Annotated in this window: 11 protein-coding genes and 1 pseudogene; all 12 read left to right on the forward strand. The window is 36.4% G+C overall.

The features are described 5' to 3' along the window. Positions 1 to 606 (forward strand): transposase (locus BUB08_RS18065; RefSeq protein WP_139249790.1); only part of this gene is annotated, 606 nt, incomplete at its 5' end. 71 nt (positions 607 to 677) lie between these two features. Continuing rightward, the gene (locus BUB08_RS18070) at positions 678 to 2,780 is read left to right on the forward strand and encodes a hypothetical protein (protein WP_217651654.1); all 2,103 of its coding nucleotides are present in this window, start codon (positions 678 to 680) and stop codon (positions 2,778 to 2,780) included. Positions 2,781 to 2,994: 214 nt separating this feature from the next. Beyond that, positions 2,995 to 5,313 carry a discoidin domain-containing protein gene (locus BUB08_RS18075; protein WP_083570853.1) on the forward strand — a complete coding sequence of 773 codons (2,319 nt, stop codon included), beginning with the start codon at positions 2,995 to 2,997 and terminating at the stop codon, positions 5,311 to 5,313. Between the two features lies 1 nt (position 5,314). Continuing rightward, positions 5,315 to 6,862: an arylsulfatase gene (locus BUB08_RS18080; protein ID WP_073003330.1), complete on the forward strand. Its 1,548-nt coding sequence runs from the start codon at positions 5,315 to 5,317 to the stop codon at positions 6,860 to 6,862. A 25-nt stretch (positions 6,863 to 6,887) separates the two neighbouring features. Further along, a complete protein-coding gene (locus BUB08_RS18085; protein ID WP_073003331.1) occupies positions 6,888 to 8,330 on the forward strand; it encodes a sulfatase-like hydrolase/transferase in 1,443 nt (480 codons plus the stop codon). A 175-nt stretch (positions 8,331 to 8,505) separates the two neighbouring features. Beyond that, on the forward strand, positions 8,506 to 9,042 hold the full coding sequence (locus tag BUB08_RS18090; RefSeq protein ID WP_073003332.1) for an RNA polymerase sigma-70 factor: 537 nt from the start codon (positions 8,506 to 8,508) through the stop codon (positions 9,040 to 9,042). Positions 9,043 to 9,093: 51 nt separating this feature from the next. Further along, positions 9,094 to 9,435 (forward strand): annotated as a pseudogene (locus tag BUB08_RS18095) (transposase); the annotation flags it as partial. 86 nt (positions 9,436 to 9,521) lie between these two features. Continuing rightward, on the forward strand, positions 9,522 to 12,032 hold the full coding sequence (locus BUB08_RS18100; RefSeq protein ID WP_073003333.1) for an outer membrane protein assembly factor BamD: 2,511 nt from the start codon (positions 9,522 to 9,524) through the stop codon (positions 12,030 to 12,032). A 272-nt stretch (positions 12,033 to 12,304) separates the two neighbouring features. Further along, complete coding sequence (locus BUB08_RS18105) at positions 12,305 to 15,394, forward strand: SusC/RagA family TonB-linked outer membrane protein (protein WP_073003334.1); 3,090 nt, start codon at positions 12,305 to 12,307, stop codon at positions 15,392 to 15,394. 19 nt (positions 15,395 to 15,413) lie between these two features. Next, positions 15,414 to 17,216 (forward strand): RagB/SusD family nutrient uptake outer membrane protein, encoded by a 1,803-nt coding sequence (locus BUB08_RS18110; protein WP_083570854.1) that lies wholly within the window; start codon positions 15,414 to 15,416, stop codon positions 17,214 to 17,216. Between the two features lie 17 nt (positions 17,217 to 17,233). Beyond that, positions 17,234 to 18,739, forward strand: a complete 1,506-nt coding sequence (locus BUB08_RS18115) for a DNRLRE domain-containing protein (protein WP_073003336.1) — start codon at positions 17,234 to 17,236, stop codon at positions 18,737 to 18,739. Positions 18,740 to 18,965: 226 nt separating this feature from the next. Continuing rightward, positions 18,966 to 20,915 (forward strand): alpha-L-arabinofuranosidase C-terminal domain-containing protein, encoded by a 1,950-nt coding sequence (locus BUB08_RS18120; RefSeq protein ID WP_073003337.1) that lies wholly within the window; start codon positions 18,966 to 18,968, stop codon positions 20,913 to 20,915. The last annotated feature ends 8 nt before the right edge of the window (positions 20,916 to 20,923 follow it).

The raw sequence follows: 20,923 nt of genomic DNA on the forward strand, positions 1-20,923 counted from the left end.
AAAGGGGTTGGGCGTATTCCCAAAGGAGATGGCAAAAAGAAAGGTGGGCTAAAAGTCCACACGCTTATCGATGTAGTGCAATCTGTAGGTCGGTTCGTAAAAATAACGGCAGCAAAAGTACTCTGTGACGCGGTTATTGAACTCACCTATCATCCCGAAGATGAGAATGGGGAAAGACAATTGAAGGTTTTCAAAAAAATCCGTTTGCGTAAGGTTTGCTACCAAGATGAAAAGAACAGGTACTTTGAATTTTTGACCAATAATTTTGAGATTAGTGCAGAAGAAGTAGCCTTTCTTTATAAAAAACGTTGGGGTATAGAATTGCTTTTCAATAAAATGAAGCAAAACTTCCAGTTGCATTATTTCTATGAAGAAAACGAAAATGTAATACGCTCACAGGTTCGGTGTACATTAATTGCTCAATTATTAATGACTGTTATTCAAAAAATAGCACAAACCAAGAAGGCATTTTCAGTAGTAGCTTCATTAGTAAGGATACACCCGATAAGTATGCTCGATATGGTAGAAATGCTTAGAAGTACCAACCGGGCATATAAAGTTCAGGTTGGCGAACCTCCGGGTCAACTGCAATTAAAGTTAATATAAATGGGGTCTGTTTCGAGAATGAAATAAAAGTGCCTATTAAATAGGCTTTTGAAACAATAAAAATTAATAAAATGAAATACTTAAAATTTGTAGTGATTTGTGTATTAGGCATGATATTTTGGAGAGCTGAGGCACAAAACGATATTGATTCTAAGACGAAAAGTGCTCCTCCCAAAACTTATTTAAAAGATAAGCGAGAATCTCCTATATTGGTAAACCAGATGGGATATAATCTCGGCGAAGGTAAACGGTTTGTAATGTGGGGTATTCCGGATGGTACTGATTTTGGTATCTATCTTGCCAATGATTCAGTTAATAATTCTGCAAATCCGTTATTTACAGGAAAAACTTCTGAATTTTCTGGAGACTTTAGTGATTTTAATCCTTCTCCATCGGCGCACGAATACATTATAAAGATTGCGGGTAAAGGCTATTCTGTACCATTCTGGATAGCAGACAAATTGTTCGAGACCAGGTCATCTAAGTTGGCTTATGAATATTTTATTGATGCAAGAGGAGGTGAGGATCCCAAAATGAGTCCTGCTTGCATTACCGGAGGTGGTCCATCTCGAGATGGTGGAGGCCAAACACTTGAAGCATTATTTGAGGTATTATTGTATTCTGCCAATCCTGCATTGTTTAATAAGTGGACGACAGAATTGAGAGGAATGGATACACCGGATTTAATTGATTTAATCCTGTGGCACGGAGAATTTGCTTATAATGCTGTATTTCACCGGGGAGGTTCCAGCAGTCACCACGTTAAACACAGAGATTATAACACGGTTCGTGTCTTTGGCTATGAAGGAGAGGAGGTTCAGGAGTTCGATTATCAGAATTATCTGGATCAGCTTGCTGCTATTTGTGCTGCTTATAATCCTTTTTTAAAGCCCTATTTGGACGAAGATACTTATAGTAAATACCGGAATCTATGCTTGGAGCGCTGGGAAACATTTGACAGGCATAAAGAGGTAAGGTATTGGGTTGTAAGTAAGAAATGGATTGATAAAGGAAGAAATGAGTTTAACGAACAGGGAAGTGCTTTTGGGCAAGGATTGTTTCGAAATACGATGATGTATTTATGCGAGAAGAATGAACCCAATGGTCACCCAGAAAGATTTTTTAAATATGCTCAGAACTGTGCCCAGGATATCATAGAAAATTGGGATTTTAATAATGAATGGCATATGTGGGCATTAAGGAATGCCGAACATATCACGCCGCAGGCTTTAGGTTATTTCGTTTTAGTGTCTCCAACAGAGGTGCCAGGCGCTATTGAAAAATTAGATGAATATAGAAAATATGTGCTTACCAGAACAGATAATCCCTGGAAATACCGAACACATAATGATAAAGAATGGGCTCATCCTAAAAGTAAAGAATTAGGAACAGTACCAGGTTTAGCGGGGTCATTCTTTGTTACGGGGCATTTGTTAAACGATCAATTTATGAGAGGTTTAGGATGGGCACAAATAGATTTTATATTTGGATTAAATCCTGCTGGTGCACATTTAAGTCATAAAGATAAAGTTAGAGTAAGTAGGAACGGTTATTGGCCGGGGGTAGAAAATGGATGGCCTTTTCATCAAGCACATGGTACGGGAGAATTAGGAAACGTAAGAGGTTGTTTAGATGGCTCTCCGCACAATGGATGTTTCCCATATAATCCGGAAGCATTATATGATAAGAGCGTAAATACATGGTATCATACAGAAGGTTGGCCAGTTTCAAACCGACCAGTTTTATCGGCAATTGCTTTTGCTGAATTGGGTTCAACTCAATTAAAAATATTTGATAATGGTTATGAAAAAGAAATTGAGAAAGTTTCAGTAGAAAAAATGCTTGGCGATTTAGGACCGGGTGTTACAGAAAAGGAATGGATTGATAAAGTAAATGTTGGTGATATTGTCACTATCGAATTGCAAGCTCCTTTGAATGTTGATTGGAATAAAAGAGATGCAGGGTGGGTAGATGTGAAGGTTAATCAATCTGCGCCGTTTAAAGTTCAGGTGTTCGAAACAGGTGTAAATACGGGAATATTCACAGGTAAGCTAAAGCTTGATTATCCTAAGAAATCAAAAATAACAGTATCATATGGATATTTAGGATTTGAAAAAGAGCGTATACTAAAGCTACCTGCCAAAAGGGTCAAAGATGATTTCGACATTTTCTAATTATATTGGTATTGTTCCTTTTAACAAAGCTTGTTCATGGCAATTGCCTTTATAACAAATTAATATCTTTTAAGGCTAACTCTCTTTGAATTTGAACACGACAAGGTGAATGTATGGCAACCTGCCTTTTTTGCCAATTGGCGTAAAGCCGATGCTCAGGATAGTCGAGCAGATACGATTAATTCCGATACTATAAAAACAATAAAACTACAAAATGAAAAACTTAAGAACCAAACTTATAACCACATTTTTTATAATGGTTACCGCGATTCCCCTTTCTTTTTGTCAGGAGATTACCATAAACATCGACGAAAAACAACAGCAATTTTACGGTGGTGGTGGAACGTTTGACAACTGGAATTACCTGTGGCTAAGTATGAGTCCGGATAACCGGGATAAAGCAGCCAAAATGATTGCAGGCGATCTAAATATAGACTACGCCAAAATCTATATTAACGGCACTCCTGAAACCGTTGAGAAATCGTACGACGATTTTGTTAGCATTGTTAACGATGTGAAGACGTACAAGCCAAATATTAAAATTCAAGTGAGTTGTAATGACTTTCCGGATAATCTGGAAGAACAGGATAATGAAGGGCAACCTCAAAAAGGGAAATACGACCCAAATATTGCCAATATTTACCAGAAAATTGCAGATTACTATTTTGCGATTTTGAAAGGATTTTCGGACCGGGGCCTGGTTGTTGATGAACTGGATTTATTAAATGAAGCCGGGGGGATTAGCAATGATAATGCCATTTACTACGGCAGATTATTTTCCGAGGCTATTCCACTGTTAAAGGAAAAGTTGAATGATGCCATTCAAAATCCCTCTGGTATTATAATGCCTAAGGTTGCAGGGATAAGTAACTGGAGCGTTGGTGGAACAGTAAAATGGTTTAACGAATGGAAAACAAAACTTCCGGGAGCTTATGAAAACCTTGATATTGTAACAACGCATGGTTACAGTCTTGGGTGGATTGAGGATGAGTACACAGCGATTTACGATTATATTGAGGGCAAGCCTTTTCAGAATAATGAGCAGACCGGAAAATTGCAGGATGGTGATGGATTAAAAGAAATATTCGGGAACGAGGAGCCTGATTATATAGGAGATGTATCGATAGCTTTGCGAATTAGCGATGCGGTTAATGGCGGTGTAAACCACTTTTTTTGTTTCAATATGAATAATAGCTCGGGGAACAATGCTGCATTGCTTGGAACTCCTAATGGTGGTCAGCCGTTTAAATCAAAAATATACGATGGCTATAAACAGCTCACTTCCCTGCAACCCGATTCGTCGTTTGTGGTCGGAAAAAAATTAAGCGCAACATTTGGTAATCGGGTATTATGTTTACGAAAGGAAACGCAAGATACCGTTTACCTGCACTATACAAACATTACAGCGACACCAGAGTTGGTAACAATTGATGTTGCTGGTGCTCCAGCAACAAATGGTATAAAAAGTTTTGATGTCTGGGTAAGCAACGAAAAGCATGATGGTGAAAATACTTTAAGGCAGACCTACAATAAAGCTGTTGAGCAAATTAAGTTTAATGCTTCTCCATTCAGCGTGAATTCGTTAAAAATTGCCATACACGAAGAGGGAAGTGAAACTACATTGGCCGATCAAACCATTGATTTTTCCTCTATTCCAGACCAGGAAGTGGGTGCAGAACTGGTCTTAACTGCCTTTTCAAGTTCAGGTTTGCCAGTTGAGTTTTTTGTTAGTTCCGGGCAGGCAAGTATCGAGAATAATACCTTAAGTATTGATGGTGCCGGCGAAATAACGGTTGTTGCCCAACAAGCAGGAAATAACGAATACTTTGCGGCAAAGGATGTTTACCAAACCTTTTCATCAAAAAGTATATCAAAAAATATTGCATTGAATAAAACAGTTACGGTAAGTTCAATTTATAAAACCGATACGGGTTACACAGGCGATAAAGCGGTTGATGGGGATAAAACAAGCAACTCAAGCCGATGGTTATCCGATAAAAACGGAGATTATCCACATTGGATTGAAGTTGATTTTGGTGAAGAGTATGCAATCAATTCCATGGCCTTTTTTGTGGGGCATAGTGGTTATAACAAACCTATAGCGAATTTTGAGTTTCAACGTTGGGATGGCTCGGAATGGGTGAAAATCTTTGATGAAACCGGCAATGAACAAGCAGAATATAGCAAAACTTACGAACCGATAAAAACTTCGAAAGTGCGTTTGTACATGACAGCAGGAAATAACCCGGTGCGGATGTTTGAAATAGAGGTTTATGGTTCAGAGGTGGTGACCGGGATTCATGAACATCGATTCGAGCGTTCATTTAAAGTTTTCCCTAATCCGGCAAGTGATCAATTAAATGTTGAACTCGAGCAATTTAAATCTGTCTCGGTTTATTCGCTGTCAGGATTAGAACTGATAACTTCCGAGGTTAAAACAATTAATTTGGCCGGTTTTAGTAAGGGCGTTTATATTGTGAAGGTGCGAAATAATAAAGGAGAAGTTTTTCAACAAAAAATAAATTTACTATAAAATGAAACGTGTAATATATTTAAATTTACTGGTTTTAATTATTTTGCTTACAGCTTGTACTTCAAGGACAAAAATTGAAAAGCCCAACATCATAGTAATTCTTGTTGACGATATGGGCTATTCTGACCTTGGATGTACAGGTTCGGAGATAGAAACCCCAAATCTTGATAAAATGGCCTCGGAGGGTGTATTGTTTACCAACTTTTACAATGCCTCTCGTTGCTGCCCAACAAGAGCAAGTATACTTACCGGACAATACCAGTGGGACGCAGGAATGGGACATATGGATTACACCAGGTCAACGATTCCCGAATACCAGGGGTATTTAAATAAACAAAGTGTAACCATTGCCGAGGTGCTAAAAGATAATGGCTACCAAACCTTTATGAGTGGCAAATGGCATGTTGGTCATGAACAGCGTGATTGGTGGCCCGATCGCCGCGGCTTTGAACAGTTTTACGGAACACCGGCTGGGGGTGGTATTTACTTTTATCCATCAAAGTTTTACGACAGGCCCGTGTTTTGGAATGGAGAACAGCAACATCCCGATTCAACATGGTATTCAACCGATGCCTTTACCGACTATTCCATCGATTACATTAAAAACCGTCGTGAAAAGGATAAACCTTTTTTTATGTACTTAGCATACATTGCCCCGCATTTCCCTCTTCAGGCCAAAAAGGAAGATATAGAAAAATACCGTGAAACCTATAAGGTGGGGTATGATGTAATTCGTAAAGCACGCTTCGAAAAACAAAAAAAAATGGGGATTGTACATGACGATTTACCGGCCTCTGAACCGGTCTATCCTGACTGGGATTCAGTAGAAAATAAAGATGTCGAAGCGATGGAAATGGCAGTTTACGCTGCTATGGTGGATTGTCTTGATCAAAACATTGGGAAATTATTCAATAGCCTCAAGGAAGAAAGTATAGATGAAAATACTGTGGTGATGTTCTTATCGGACAACGGTGCTTGTCAAACTGCCTGGAACAAAACACCCGATGCAGAACTGGGGAGCCGCAATTGTAATGCCGGATATGGTATTTGGTACAACGTAAGCAATACACCTTACCGTATGCGCAAATCGCAAGAACATGAAGGCGGAAACATTACCCCGCTTATTATGCGCTGGCCGGCAGGATTGGACAAAAAAGGTGAATACATCAGGGAGCACGCCCATATCACCGATATTATGCCTGCCTGTTTGGAGCTTGCTGGAGCAGATTATCCCAAAACTTACAACGGGCAGGAACTGGATAAGCCTGATGGTAAATCTTTTCTTCCTTTATTAAGCGGGCAAGAACAAGATGATTCACGTGCCTTTTTCTGGGAACATGAGGGCAATACAGCGGTTAGGGTAGGCGATTGGAAACTGGTAAGCTTGCACAAAAAAGACTGGGAACTTTATAATTTGGCAGATGATCCTTATGAATTGAATGATTTGGTAGCGCAATACCCTGACAAAGCTGAAAAATTATTGGGAAAATATCAAGATTGGGCGAATAAACATGGCGTGCAGGCATGGCCTTTGAAAAAGAAAAAATAGATATTCAATTATAAAAAATTATACTATGAAACGATATAAAATGATATTCGTTCTTATCGCAATATTTTGTTTTGCACAAACAAATGCACAAACAAATTTCGAACCAGAATCTAAAAAGAAACCCAATATTCTCTTGATTTTAACCGATGATATGGGCTATGCTGATTTAAGTGTGAACGGCTCTAAACAAGTGGCCACACCTAGCATTGACAGAATTGCCGATGCGGGGGTAACTTTTACACAGGCTTATGTTACTGGCCCGGTTTGTGGCCCGTCGCGTTGCGGCTTGTTAAGCGGAATGTACCAAAACCGCTTTGGTGCCGAACACAATTGGAACGATTTTCCGGAGCATTACAAAGAAGAGTATGTTGGCATAGACCCAACGCTTAATATTATGAGCGATTATATAAAAGGGAACGGTTATTCCACAGCAATGATTGGTAAATGGCATGTTGGTGAAACAAAAGACATGATGCCCAATGCCCGTGGTTTCGATTATTCATTTTGGATGGGCGGGCACCATTCGTATTTCCCCAAAGCTGATAAGAATAAGCTCCATAGAAACGACGGCCCCGTAACCGAAATAAAAGTTCCATACCTTACCGATTGGTTTACCGAAGAAGCCATTGATTGGATAAACAAAAACCATGAAACGAATCCGTGGTTTGTTTATTTGGCATATAATACGCCGCATACACCACTTCAGGCAAAGGAAGAAGACCTCGCAAAATATGCCCATATCAAAGACAAAAAGAGACAGACTTATTTGGCCATGCAGGATTGCTTAAATCAAAGTATTGGACGCATTTTTGAAACGTTGGAATCTACCGGCCAATTAGACAATACAATCATCATTTTTACTAACGATAACGGAGGGCCGTGTGGGGCAAATGCATCAATCAATGCACCGTACCGTGGAGAGAAGTCGACTTATCTGGAAGGAGGAGTAAGGGTTCCTCTTTTCATATCGTGGCCAGGAAAAATAAAGCCCGGTTCGAAATATGAAGTGCCAGTTACCTTAATGGATTTAACACCAACACTGCTCGCAGCCATCGAATCTACAGAAGAACCGGAAACATATGAGATTGAGAGAACCTACCCTGATGGTGTTTTTGATGGAGTGAATCTTTTCCCATTTATTTATGGAAATAAACCTGAAAAGGCCCGACCGCACCAAACATTATATTGGCGAACAGCATTTCGTGGAAAAGCCATTCGCGATGGAGATTGGAAACTGATCGTAACACCCCACGATTTGCCGATGCTTTACAACCTGGCAGAAGACGTACAGGAAATGAACAATCTGACTTTAACCATGCCTGAAAAAGCCCGTGAATTAAAATCAAAGCTAGCAAATTGGGAAGCATCGTTGGAGTCATCCCCCCGGTTTTTCACAAAAAACCATTGGCTTAAAGAAAAGTATAAGCAATACGAAAAGGATTATATTCTGATACAACCAGAAAGATAAATTCAATTGACTATATTTTGGGATTATGATTCCCCAAAAACCTACAAACTGTTTTTTAAAATTACTGGTTAATATTTAGGATAACACATGAATTAAGCGGTTGCTAATTCATAATAGTTGGTTCGACACAAGTTTAAAGTAGTTGAGGTAAAACATTCTGAGAAGATTGATTTGAATGAAGATAAATAGTATAGAAAGAGAAACATCTGGACGTCTGCATAATACATTCGATTTATTATATAAAAAGTATTATGCAGAGCTATCTTACTTTGTCACTAGCATATTGAGAAGTGGAGAGCAAGCCGAGGATGTTGTACAAGAAATATTTTTAACAATATGGTTAAAAGGAGACATGGGATTTTTGAAGGGATCGATAAAAAACTACTTGTATTCTTCTGCAAGGAATCGGAGTATTGATTTCTTGAAACATCAAAAAGTACGGGAGAAATATATGAATTATTCTTTTGAAATCGTATCAAATGCTACTCCGGAGAATTGGGTTTACAAAGGTGAAATTGACGATATATTGAAAGAGTCACTTCATTGTATGTCTCCTCGTTGTAGAGAAGTGTTTGAATTGAGTCGGATTAAAGGAATGAAAAATCAAGAAATTGCAGAGGGGCTTGGTTTATCAAGAAGAACCGTTGAGCACCATATATCATCAGCCCTGAAAAGTATAAGAAATAATCTCGCGTTATACATAAATAATTGATCAGAGATGTTACGTTTTGTTGAACTCACTAATTAGTATCATTATCACAAGATATTTGGGAAACTAATTGGTGACAAAGGTTACATCTCTGAAACATTGTTTGACGAACTTTTTATCGATGGTATCCACCTAATTACCAAAATCAGAAAAAACATGAAGAATTCTTTGATGCTGACCCAGGATAAAATATTGTTACGGAAAAGGGCCTTGATTGAATCGGTAAACGATGAATTAAAAAACATGTGTCAGATAGAACATACAAGGCATCGTTGCTTCGGAAACTTCCTAACCAACCTGCTCTCAGGATTGATCGCCTATTCGTACATGCCCAAAAAACCTACCTTGAATCTGGATGAAAATGTTGAAAACAACAAAATTTGTACTTTCGCTTAAGCCGAACTCACGTTATTATTATTATTATTATTATTATTATTATTATTGACTTTAACTTTATCATTTTTAGTATATAATTTCTGTCAATGAGTGCCCATAAAGTTTTGTTATCTGTTTTTTTACTAGCAATAATTCTCGTATATACCAACGAGGTATATAGTAACGATGAAAAAGTTAGAGGATTAAGATTTTATTCACAGGAAAAACCTGTTGAGGAACGTACATCTTTAGTTCTGTTTCCGGAACCTATCAATATAAAACAGAAATTAGAGCTGGAATTTGAGTTCAAGATATATAACAAAAATAAGTTTGGATATATTTTTAGTATTCAAGGAGGACATAGTAAAAAAAGAATGGAGCCATTGGCGCAGTTTGTTTTTCATCCAGAATCAAGCTCAGGAGAAGGTGGTTATATTTTTAATTTTAATGGAAAAACACAGCCAATAATATTTTCGATGGAAAAAGAAAACAAGAATTGGATAAAATGCAACCTTAAAATAAATCAGGACACTGGACTTGGCCAAATTTCTGTTTCGGGACAGAATTATCAGTTTCAATATAACAACCAAAATATAAAGTTTCTTAGTATAAAGTTTGGACAGCTTGACTTCTTAAATGGAGACGTAGCAGCATTTGATATTCGTGACATAAAGTGTTCTATTGGAAATAGGAAAAGGTATTATTGGCTATTAGAGCAGGATTCAGGGACTGAGGCTATAGATAGTATTAACGGAAAAAAGGCATTCGTCAATAATCCATTTTGGTTGATTCATAAGCACTTTTTGTGGGAAGAAGTTCACTCTGGTTGCTATGATAAGATGAATGGTGTCAGTTTTGATTCCTTAAATCAAGATATTTTATTAGTAAACAAGGATTCACTAAGTCGTTTTAATACTAACAAGAATCACCTGAAAATAGAACATTATACACATTCGCGTCCATTTTACACAGATCAAAACTTTTCCCTTTATAATCAAAAAATAGAAGAGCTCATTTCATTCGATTTTCATTTTTTTAAAAGCAATGGTCAGAAGGCATTTTCATCTTATATCCCAGATGATAAAAAATGGACGGCAATAGAAAAGGTTTCTGAAGTTGAAGAGAATTACAATGCACTTTTATTATGGAATAGAGATGCTACTCGCCTTATTAAATTCGGGGGGTATGCCCACTACAAATACTTTAATAAACTACAGTTATTTAATTTTGATAGTTTAAAATGGGAAGATTTGAGCTTAAAAGGAGATTTCGTTAGTCCCCGAACATATGCTAGTGGTGGTTTATTCCCGAAAACAAATAAACTATTTATTTATGGGGGAATGGGAAATGAATCTGGATTACAAGCCTTAGGTATCCGCAAATTTTATGATTTGTATGAGATTAATTTAGACACGAAGACTGTTGTGAAGAAATGGGAAATAACAGATGATGAATTTGATTTTTTACCAGGTTCTGAAATGATAATAAATCCTGATGACAGTTGCGCTTATATTTTAGGTGTTGATTCCAAAAGTGATTTAATTCTTTATCGTTTCTCATTGGTTGACGGTAGATATGATGTGGTAAGTAATGCCTTACCTGTGAAGGCAGAAGGACTAGAAGGAGACAGTTATCTATTTTACGATTCTAAAGAGCAAGCATTATTTGCAGTAGTTAGAGAATCCTTTGAGAAGGAAACATATTCAAAAATATCTATTTTTCGATTGAACTATCCACCAATTGGAGTCTTAACCAAATGTAAGCAAGATAAAAAGTTATCGTTATTTCAAGAAATTATTTGGTTGGCTTTATGTGCTGGTGCGGTGTTAATTGTATTTTTTATTGTAATAAGAAGACAGAGGGCGAAAAATATTCAACCTGATGTTAAAGAACCAACAAGAATAAGAAAACAGAATTCTGTACTTTTAATTGGTGGTTTCCATGTGTTTGATAAGAACGGAACGGAAATCACCTATCGCTTTTCAAATAAACTGAGACAATTATTTTGTACAATATATTTGCATAACTTTTTTGATGTTGATATTACAAATGATAAATTGGCATCCATCTTTTGGCAAGGAATGGATAAACAAAAAATCACAAATAACCGTGGTGTAAGTTTTAATCATCTTCGAAATATTTTTAAAGAATTGGATGGTCTATCTCTAATTCGGAAAGGAGATCAATTGATAATTGATGTTGGGGAATCTCTTTATATCGACATGGAATCTCTTTATTCCAACCTAAAAAACTCTCATTATAATCACCCTGAAAATATACTTAGTTTTTATCAATTGGGAAATTTATTAGCTAATGAAAGCTTTCCAGGGATTGATATATTTAAGGAAAATTTCGAGTCGAAAGCAATCGAAACAATACTGCAAATAGGTAGGAACTATTATTCCCAAAGAAAACATCTTTCGGTAATTGAGACAATGGATATTATACTTAACCAGTTCGATACTATTAATGAAAAGGCATTAAAAGTAAAGATAAAATCTCTATATAAACTGAAACAATATAAAAAGGCTAAAAGCGAGTACGTAAGATTTTGCAATGAATATTCTGAAATAATGAATTCTGAATATCCGAAACAATTCTCTGAATTATTAAAGTAGGATTGTAAGTTCCCTCTAAATATAGTTTTATATCGTAATTGACCTAACTTTTCAATCTTGAATATAACACACATCCTTTTTTAGAACTAAATCGCAATGTGTTGATTATCTGGGCCTAAATTCCTGTTAATAAAAAATAGATAGTCATTAATAGCTTTATTAAGTAATTAATTAGCACCGTCAAATATATGTTTGCCATAGATTTTTAGTATGGTTTAAAACCTGAAAAAATCTGCCGGCAAAATATTTTTTAACTGATTAAATTAAACTTTATGAACAAAAAATTACTGATTCTTTATGTCCTGCTTATTGCAAGTACCAGTTTATTTGGACAGAATCATTTAGTAAGAGGAATTGTCTTTGATTCCGATTCTTTACCAATGGTTGGTGTAAGCATATTGGAAAAGGGGACCTTAAACGGGACAGTGACCGATGTGGACGGGAACTATGAATTAGCCGTTTCTTCGAAGGATGCTGTTATCACTTTTTCATTTATTGGTTTTCAAAAGACAGAGAAGAACCTGAATGGAAATTCCATCTTAAATGTAAAACTTTTTGAAGCGGTTATTGGTTTAGATGAACTTGTTGTTGTTGGGTATGGAACTCAGAAAAAGGAGAGTCTTACAGGCGCCATTTCCACAGTAAAGGGACAAGAGATGGCAAAAACTACAGCTATGGATGTAAGCAATACGCTTACCGGTAGAGCTGCTGGTGTAAGGGTGGTACAATTGTCGAGTGAGCCAGGGGCTTATGATACTCAAATAGATATTCGTGGTTTTGGTGACCCACTATTTATTATTGACGGTGTAGAGCAAGATAAAGCTGTATTTAGTCGCCTTAATCCCAATGAAATTGAGAGTGTTAGTGTTTTAAAAGACGGTTCGGCTGCTATTTATGGAGTACAAGCTGCAAATGGTGTAATTTTAGTGGAAACCAAAAGAGGAGAAGAAGGAAGCATTAAGGTAGGGTATTCCGGTAAATTTGGGATGAACACAATAACCCAGTATCCCAGACTCTCTAATGCCTATCAATATTCAGTTTTAAAGACTGAGTCGCAGGTTAATCAAAAAATAAGCGCACATCAACTTGATAACATTACTACCACATATACTCCCGAAGAAGTGGAAATGTACAGAACGGGAGAACTACCAAGTACCAATTATTTAGACCTTATTCTAGATGACCGGGCGAAACAGCAAAATCACAATATGTCGATACGAGGTGGCTCTAAAGATATAAAGTATTTCAGCTCTTTTGGTTTTTTTACAGAAGATGGTTTGTGGAGTAGTGGGGATCTAAGCGCCCAGAAGATTAACTATAGATCCAATATTGACGCAAAATTATCTAGAAGTCTGACTTTAACGGCTAATCTTGGATATATAAATTCCAGAAGTGATAAGCAACGACACAGCAACATGGATATATTAAGGTCAGCATGGAGAATGAATCCAGCCGAAAATGCCTACGCAAATAATAATGAAGCTTACATTGCAGAGTACAAGCATATGCCTGGGCGTACCAATCCTGTTTCTTTGATATATTCTGAAAATACTGGATTTGTAAAGACCGAAAATCAATATATTCAATCGAAATTTGATTTGAGGTATGTAGTTCCGGGAATAAAAGGATTATCCTCAAAGTTCACCTACGCATACAACTTAAGTAGTTCTAGAAATAGGGTATTCACAAAAACCTGGGATCAATATCTTTTTGATGAGAATACTGAAAATTATGTACCTTATGTTCATGGAGGACCAAATTCCTTTAGTGAAGCAAGAGCACGTGAAGCAAAAGAAGGCCTTAGATTCGCAATAAATTACAAACGCAATTTTAAAGGACATGATTTAAATGCTTTGCTTGTTGCAGAACAACAAAAAACGAAGTATGATTATATTAGTGGCTCAACCCAGTTAATACTTGTTTCTCCCGATTTAAATTCAGGAGAAGCCAAGAAGGAAGATGTTTCTTCCAGATTCTCAGACAGAAGAAGAAGAGCTTTAGTAGGACGACTAAATTATGTTTTTAAGAGTAAGTATTTGGCTGAGTTTAGTTTCCGATATGATGGTTCTTCCAGATTCCCTGAAGGTAGTAGATGGGGGTTCTTCCCGGGGATATCTGCAGGATGGGTAATTTCGGAAGAAAACTTTATCGATAAGGAATCCTCAGTATTAAGTTTTTTGAAGCTAAGAGCATCATACGGTAAATTGGGAGATGATGGAGCAGTGCAGGATTTTGCATACTTACAGGGCTATAGATATCCCAGTGGTGGTTATTATTTTGGAGACAGTCATTATGCAGGAGTGGGAATTCAAAACTCAGTAAATGAAGATTTAACCTGGTATGTATCAAGAACATACAATATTGGATTAGATGCACGGCTATGGAGAAATTTGTTGAGTGTTGAACTTGATGTATTTAGAAAAGACCGAAGAGGTCTTTTAAAAACACGTAATGCCACTTTACCTGCAACATACGGAATTACATTGCCCCAGGAGAATCTGGAATCAGATCGATATAAAGGATTTGAAATCGTATTGGGGCATCATAATAAAATAGGAAAAGCCAGGTATAACATTTCAGGTAATATTTCTTATACACGATCGGAGTACAATTACATTGAAGAAAATCCTCCGGGAAATTCGTGGGACGATTATTATTATAGTAAGACGGGACGTTACAAAGGAGTTGTATTGGGCTATGTCTCCGACGGTCAGTTTCAGAACTTCGAAGAAATTTATGCTGCGCCTGTTATTGATGGAGCTGGTAACAAATCGTTACTACCCGGAGATATTCGATATAAAGACTTAAATAATGATGGTATTATAAACGAATACGATAGAAAGGTTATAGCAATTGACAGAGGAAAACCAACAATTTATTTTGGTTGTAATTTCGATTTTAATTGGAAGAACATTGATTTTTCGATGTTGTTTCAAGGAGCAACAATGCATCGAATGAAATATCCTGAGCAACTGAGTCAACCTCTTTTCTGGGGTGATGCAAATCCAATTACCGAGTTTTGGGATAGATGGCACAGGGAAGATGTTTTTGACCCTAATAGTGCCTGGATTAAAGGTAGATACCCATCTACCGGGGAACGGTACAATTATGCCAATTCCGATTATTGGTGGAGGGACGTTACCTATGTGCGACTTAAAAGTGTAGAAATTGGTTATACTTTCCCGAAATCAATATTGCAAAAGGTTGGAGTTGAGAAGCTCAGAGTTTTTGCAAATGGTTACAACCTTTTTACTATTACCAATGGTCTTGATTTTGTTGATCCTGAGCTAAATAGCCGTGATTATGGATATAATTATCCAATTACAATGAACACAAACCTTGGGGTACAACTTGAATTTTAATCTGATAAAATAAAAATTTATGAAACGATATATATGTTTACTCATACTTTTGGTGGTCGGGGTGAGTGCTTGTAACGATAATTTTCTCAATACTGAACCAACCGACATGCTTTCAACAGAGCAGCTGGTAAAAGATCCTAACGCCGTAAAAGCATATTTTGCCACATTATATGATTTAATGCCTATTGAAGACTTTAATTTCTGCAATGGAAGATTCAATCAGTTTCCCGGTGATGGATTTGGATATCTGTCAAATTATGTGGATGAAACAATTACATCCAATAAATATTATGGATCGGAATTTGGAGAGAACTGGAAAGAGATTTACAAATTGATAAGAAATGTAAATGATTTTATTGTAGAAATTAATAAAGTTGAGGAGATTCTTGCACCTGATGTATTAAATACATACTTGGGCGAAGCTCGTTTTATCCGAGCTTATGCATACTTTTCGCTTGTTAAAAGATTTGGAGGTGTGCCAGTTCTTTTGGAACCCCAAGTTGTTGTTGACGGAGATGTAGAGAAACTGAACATTCCCAGAAATACTGAAGATGAAGTATGGATGGCTATTCGTGACGACTTTGAATTTGCTGTTCAGAATATGACCGGTGCTTCTGAGTATGGAAGGGCAAATAAATATGTGGCAGCGGCTTATCTTTCAAGGGCGATGCTTTACGCAGGTTCAATAGCCAAATATGGCAAGCTTGAATACGATGGTTTGGTTGGAGTTCCTGCATCAAAAGCCAATGAATATTTTCAAACAAGTTTTAATGCCGCAAAACTTGTGTATGAAGAAGGTGGCTATGAGCTGTTTAATAAAGTACAAGATAAATCTAAGAACTTTTCAGAGTTATTTTTAGAATATGAATCAAATCCGGAGATAATTTTGGCTAAAGGTTTTGATTACGATGCTACAAAAAGCACACACTCTTATGATATTCTATGCACTCCTGTGTATTTTATTCCTGGTGGTTATGCTGGGAGACAAGCACCTACTGTGGATATTCTTGAGAAGTTTGAATATTTGGATGGAACTGTGGGACCAATTTTAACATTGAATGATGATGGAACCAGGAAATTATATGAACATCCATTGGACCTGTTTAGGGATAGGGATCCGCGATTGTTAGGTTCTGTTATTGCACCATTTTCTCAATTTAGGGGTGAAGAAATATCAATCCAAAAGGGGATTCATGTCGATGGTTCTTTTAAGAAAGGGAATTATTATAATCAATATTATCATTCCGATACAAAAGAAATTAATACAACGATAAGCTCGGTTAGGGCAACAGGAAAGTATGGCGGTTCATTTAGGTCATGCTTATCAGGCGTTTATATGAGAAAATATATTGATCCGAACACAGATCCAAAATTACTAGGAGTATGGAAGTCCCGGACTCATTGGATTGACATGCGTTTTGCTGAAATTTTATTAAATATGGCGGAAGCAGCTCAAGAACTTGGAACCGATAGAACTTTGGCTTTAACTGCAATAAATATGGTAAGAGAAAGGGCTGGTATAAGATTATTGGATGATGAAGAACTAACAATTGAAAGAATCCGACATGAACGAGAAGTGGAGTTAGCATTTGAAGGGCATTTGTTCTGGGACTTAAAGAGAACCAGAAACCTGGTAGAAAGATTTCAGATTTGGCAACCTCGAAGAATGGATTTATACTATTCTTTAGATTTTAATGGCTATTTCGTCAGTTTTAGTATTACGGATGGCCCTAAAACATACGAGAACAAGCAATATTATAATAGAATTCCACAGGATGAGATAAATATTAATCCACTGTTGAAACAAAATCCTGGTTATTAATCATAAAAAAGATTGAGATGAAAAAGTTAATATTTATATACATTGTTTGCTTGCTGACTTTAAACTCATGTCTGAATGACAACTATGAACAGCCTGATCAAACTATTTATGGTAACCTAATTGATCCTCTTACAGGAGAAAATGTGCAATCGAAAAGTAAAGGTCAATTGGTTATTCGATTACTGGAGCAGATACCAGATAATCCCAATCCAGAACCATTGGACATACAGGTACAGAAAGATGGAACATTTCGTTCCGATAGAATATTCACAGGAACTTATAAGGCGTTTCCTTATCGTGGTGCATTTGTTTACACAGGAGATACCGTTGAAATAAATACCGCAATTAACGGGGGAAGGATAGATTTTGAATTAACTCCTCTTATACGAATTGATGTTAGTGTTCGGAACCGGGATATTACATACAAGTTGAATGCAACAGAGGCAACGGGAGACCTAGCATTAAAAGGTGTTGCTGCTATGTATAATTCTTATGATGAGGTAGACGAGACTTCTTGTTCTGCCAGTCGTACAGGGTCATATAATAGTCTTACCTCGCAAAGCCAGATTGGTGTTGAGAATACGGTTACTTTATCGAAGATGCCAGTAGGTGAAAATTATATTAGGGTTGGTGCGCGACTATCTGATACCTGGAATTACAGCAAAATAATAAAAGCAGTAATTACAGAAAAAGACTCTTTACCTCCTGCTGTAAAATTTGTTGGAAATAATAATTTTAGCCCTGCAAATGATTCTGCTTCGTTTATAGTAGCGGTATTTCAGGGAGAGCCTCCTTTTGATTTAGTGTATTCGGATGGTGAAAAAGAATATACAAAAGAAAATATCAATACTAAAAGAGATACTCTATTTGTAAAACCAGAATATACAACATCTTACTTTCCTGTATCTGTCTCAAATTTTGTTGGGAATGGTGAAGTTTCGTCGGAGTTGGCAACAGTAAATGTTTTTGCAATAAAAGATGAATTTGCCAACAGTTTTGATGCATATATCCATGAACACAACTCTTCAAGTATTTATGATACAGAACCTGTTGTCGCTTTTAAGAGTTCTACTGATGGATATCAACGAAGAGCGTTTATTGCTTTTGACCTCACAAATTCTGATTTGAACGATTCTTCTGAAGATGAGTTCTTTATTTCATATTCATTGGTTTATTCACACCATGACCTGGCCAATTCTTTTGTTTTGGAAGGTACTGAAGAGCTAGTGGATAATTCATTATGCTGGAAGAACCAACCTGCTGAAGAATCTTACAGTCATATTCACACAACGATAAATCAGGCTTATGGTATAGATAAAGATGAAAATACTCTTATCAGGAAGTTTGATATAAATGCAACAGATTTCGTAAAAGAGTTGCTTGACAAGGGTGTGAAAAAGTTTTCATTGAGACTGACTTGTCTGGAAAAGAATGCTTACTATGTTAAAATTGGTTCAATGAGGCATGATAACGAAGATTTCAGACCTAAGTTGATGATAAAAGGGCAAGTTTATAAGGAATAGAATGCTAACAGTATGAATAATACAGTATAAGATGATATCTGAAAAATAGATTACTCTGATAAAATAAGTAAAGTCACAGACGCGATTTTTAGAATTGCATCGAAGTTGTTCTATTGTTTGTGACTTTACTTCTTAACTGCAATATTTCAATCCATAATTATTAATCGGCTTACCTATGTTTTAGAAAGAAATACAGGTCGGTTGCGTAGTAAAATTAAAATTTCAAATGATGAAAGGCTATGGTGTAATGCTATTGATTTTTGCATGTATTTTTAGTGTTAAAGGGCAAAATAACATTAAGGTCGATGTTAATTTAGATAGTGTCTGTAAGACATTGAGTCCAACAATGTGGGGAGTCTTTTTTGAAGATATCAATTTTGCAGTAGATGGAGGATTAAATCCTGAGTTAGTAAAGAATGGTTCTTTTGAGTTTCCTGATTCATATATGGGCTGGCAGTTTGGTAAACCATGTGAAAGCAAAATAAAATATTCAAAAAACGCGAACTATCTATCTATATCGAACAACTCATTAAATAATACTGTAATTCTAGAAAATGAGGGATATCGTGGAATTGGTGTAAGAAAAGATGCAAGCTATCAATTTTCTATCAGTGCAAAGACCAAAGGAAGATCTAGATTGAAATGTAAGGTGCAGCTTATTGCTCAAGGAGGAGACGTAATAGCAGAAAAGAGAATATTTGTTTGTGGGTATAAATGGAAAAAACAGAATACATACTTAAAGTCTAAGCAAACCTGCTTAAATGCAAAACTAAGACTCATTTTTGAAGGAAATGGGAATTTTTGTTTAGATAATGTCTCTCTAACACCAAATGATGTTTATAAAATTGGTAACAGTATCTTCAGAAAAGACCTTGTTGAAACAATTGCAGATTTACAACCTGGTTTTTTTAGATTTCCTGGTGGGTGTGTTGTTGAGGGGTATAGTTTGCAGGAAAGATACCAATGGAAACAGACAGTTGGTCCTAAATCAGAACGTTCAAACATGATTAGTAGATGGAATCGTGGATTTGGTGAACGTTTAACTCCTGATTATTATCAAACCTTTGCAATAGGTTTTTATGAATACTTTCTATTGTCTGAAGAACTTAAATCAGAACCAGTACCAATTATAAACTGTGGAATGTCATGCCAGTTTAATACAGCAGAGCTGATTGCTTTAGAAAGAATGGGGCCTTTTGTTCAGGACGCATTAGATTTAATAGAATTTGCAAATGGCAAAGTTGACACTTATTGGGGAAGAATACGTTCAGAACTAGGACACCCAAAACCTTTTAATCTTAAATATATCGGAATAGGAAATGAACAGTGGGGACCGGATTATATTCCTCGGTTTAATCGTATTGCAAAGGCGATTAAAAATAAATATCCAGAGATTAAGATTATATCTGGCTCTGGTCCATGGGCTGATGGAAAAGAATTCCATTACCTATGGAATGCGTTTGAGCATAGCAATTATTCTGACTTGGTGGACGAACATTATTATAAACCTCCAGAGTGGTTTCTATCAAATACAGAAAGGTATGATAGTTATAATCGACATGGGCAAAAAGTTTTTGTTGGAGAATTTGCTGCACATACATTAACATTGAAGGATTCTTTAAAAAGAAATACGTGGGAAGCTGCTCTATCTGAAGCCGCATATATGACGGGATTGGAACGAAATTGCGATATTGTTGAGATGGCTGCGTATGCTCCTTTATTGGGACATGTTAAGGCCTGGCAATGGAGTCCAAATCTAATTTGGTTCGATAATTTAAATGTGCTTCGAACTGCAAATTATTATATTCATAAACTGTTTTCTTTAAATAGCGGAACTCACGTTATTCCGGTAAGCTTGAAAGAAGGAGAAGAATTAGATAGATCAAAGATATTTGTTAGTGCATGTGTTGATTCTGTGACCAATAACATTAATGTTAAACTGGTCAATACTTCAAATCAAAACAAGAATTTGTCTGTATCTATTTTAACCAAAGAAAAGATGAGGAAAAAGGTTATTGCCACCGTTTTGTCTGGTTCTGAGGCTTCTGTCTATAATAGTTTTAGGGAACCCGAAAGAATAGTTCCATATAATATTGAATTAGAACAAAATAGCAATACCATAGATTTAAACCTGGATTCAAAATCGCTTACAGTATTAAACTTTAAATGTAAGTAGGTATTGAA

The sequence above is a fragment of the Mariniphaga anaerophila genome, assembly GCF_900129025.1.
In the GTDB taxonomy this organism is placed as follows: Bacteria; Bacteroidota; Bacteroidia; order Bacteroidales; family Prolixibacteraceae; genus Mariniphaga; species Mariniphaga anaerophila.

Coding starts and splice junctions, on each gene's coding strand:
- BUB08_RS18070 (WP_217651654.1), top strand. CDS start 678: ATGAAATACTTAAAATTTGTAGTGATTTGTGTATTAGGCATGATATTT.
- BUB08_RS18075 (WP_083570853.1), top strand. CDS start 2,995: ATGAAAAACTTAAGAACCAAACTTATAACCACATTTTTTATAATGGTT.
- BUB08_RS18080 (WP_073003330.1), top strand. CDS start 5,315: ATGAAACGTGTAATATATTTAAATTTACTGGTTTTAATTATTTTGCTT.
- BUB08_RS18085 (WP_073003331.1), top strand. CDS start 6,888: ATGAAACGATATAAAATGATATTCGTTCTTATCGCAATATTTTGTTTT.
- BUB08_RS18090 (WP_073003332.1), top strand. CDS start 8,506: ATGAAGATAAATAGTATAGAAAGAGAAACATCTGGACGTCTGCATAAT.
- BUB08_RS18100 (WP_073003333.1), top strand. CDS start 9,522: ATGAGTGCCCATAAAGTTTTGTTATCTGTTTTTTTACTAGCAATAATT.
- BUB08_RS18105 (WP_073003334.1), top strand. CDS start 12,305: ATGAACAAAAAATTACTGATTCTTTATGTCCTGCTTATTGCAAGTACC.
- BUB08_RS18110 (WP_083570854.1), top strand. CDS start 15,414: ATGAAACGATATATATGTTTACTCATACTTTTGGTGGTCGGGGTGAGT.
- BUB08_RS18115 (WP_073003336.1), top strand. CDS start 17,234: ATGAAAAAGTTAATATTTATATACATTGTTTGCTTGCTGACTTTAAAC.
- BUB08_RS18120 (WP_073003337.1), top strand. CDS start 18,966: ATGATGAAAGGCTATGGTGTAATGCTATTGATTTTTGCATGTATTTTT.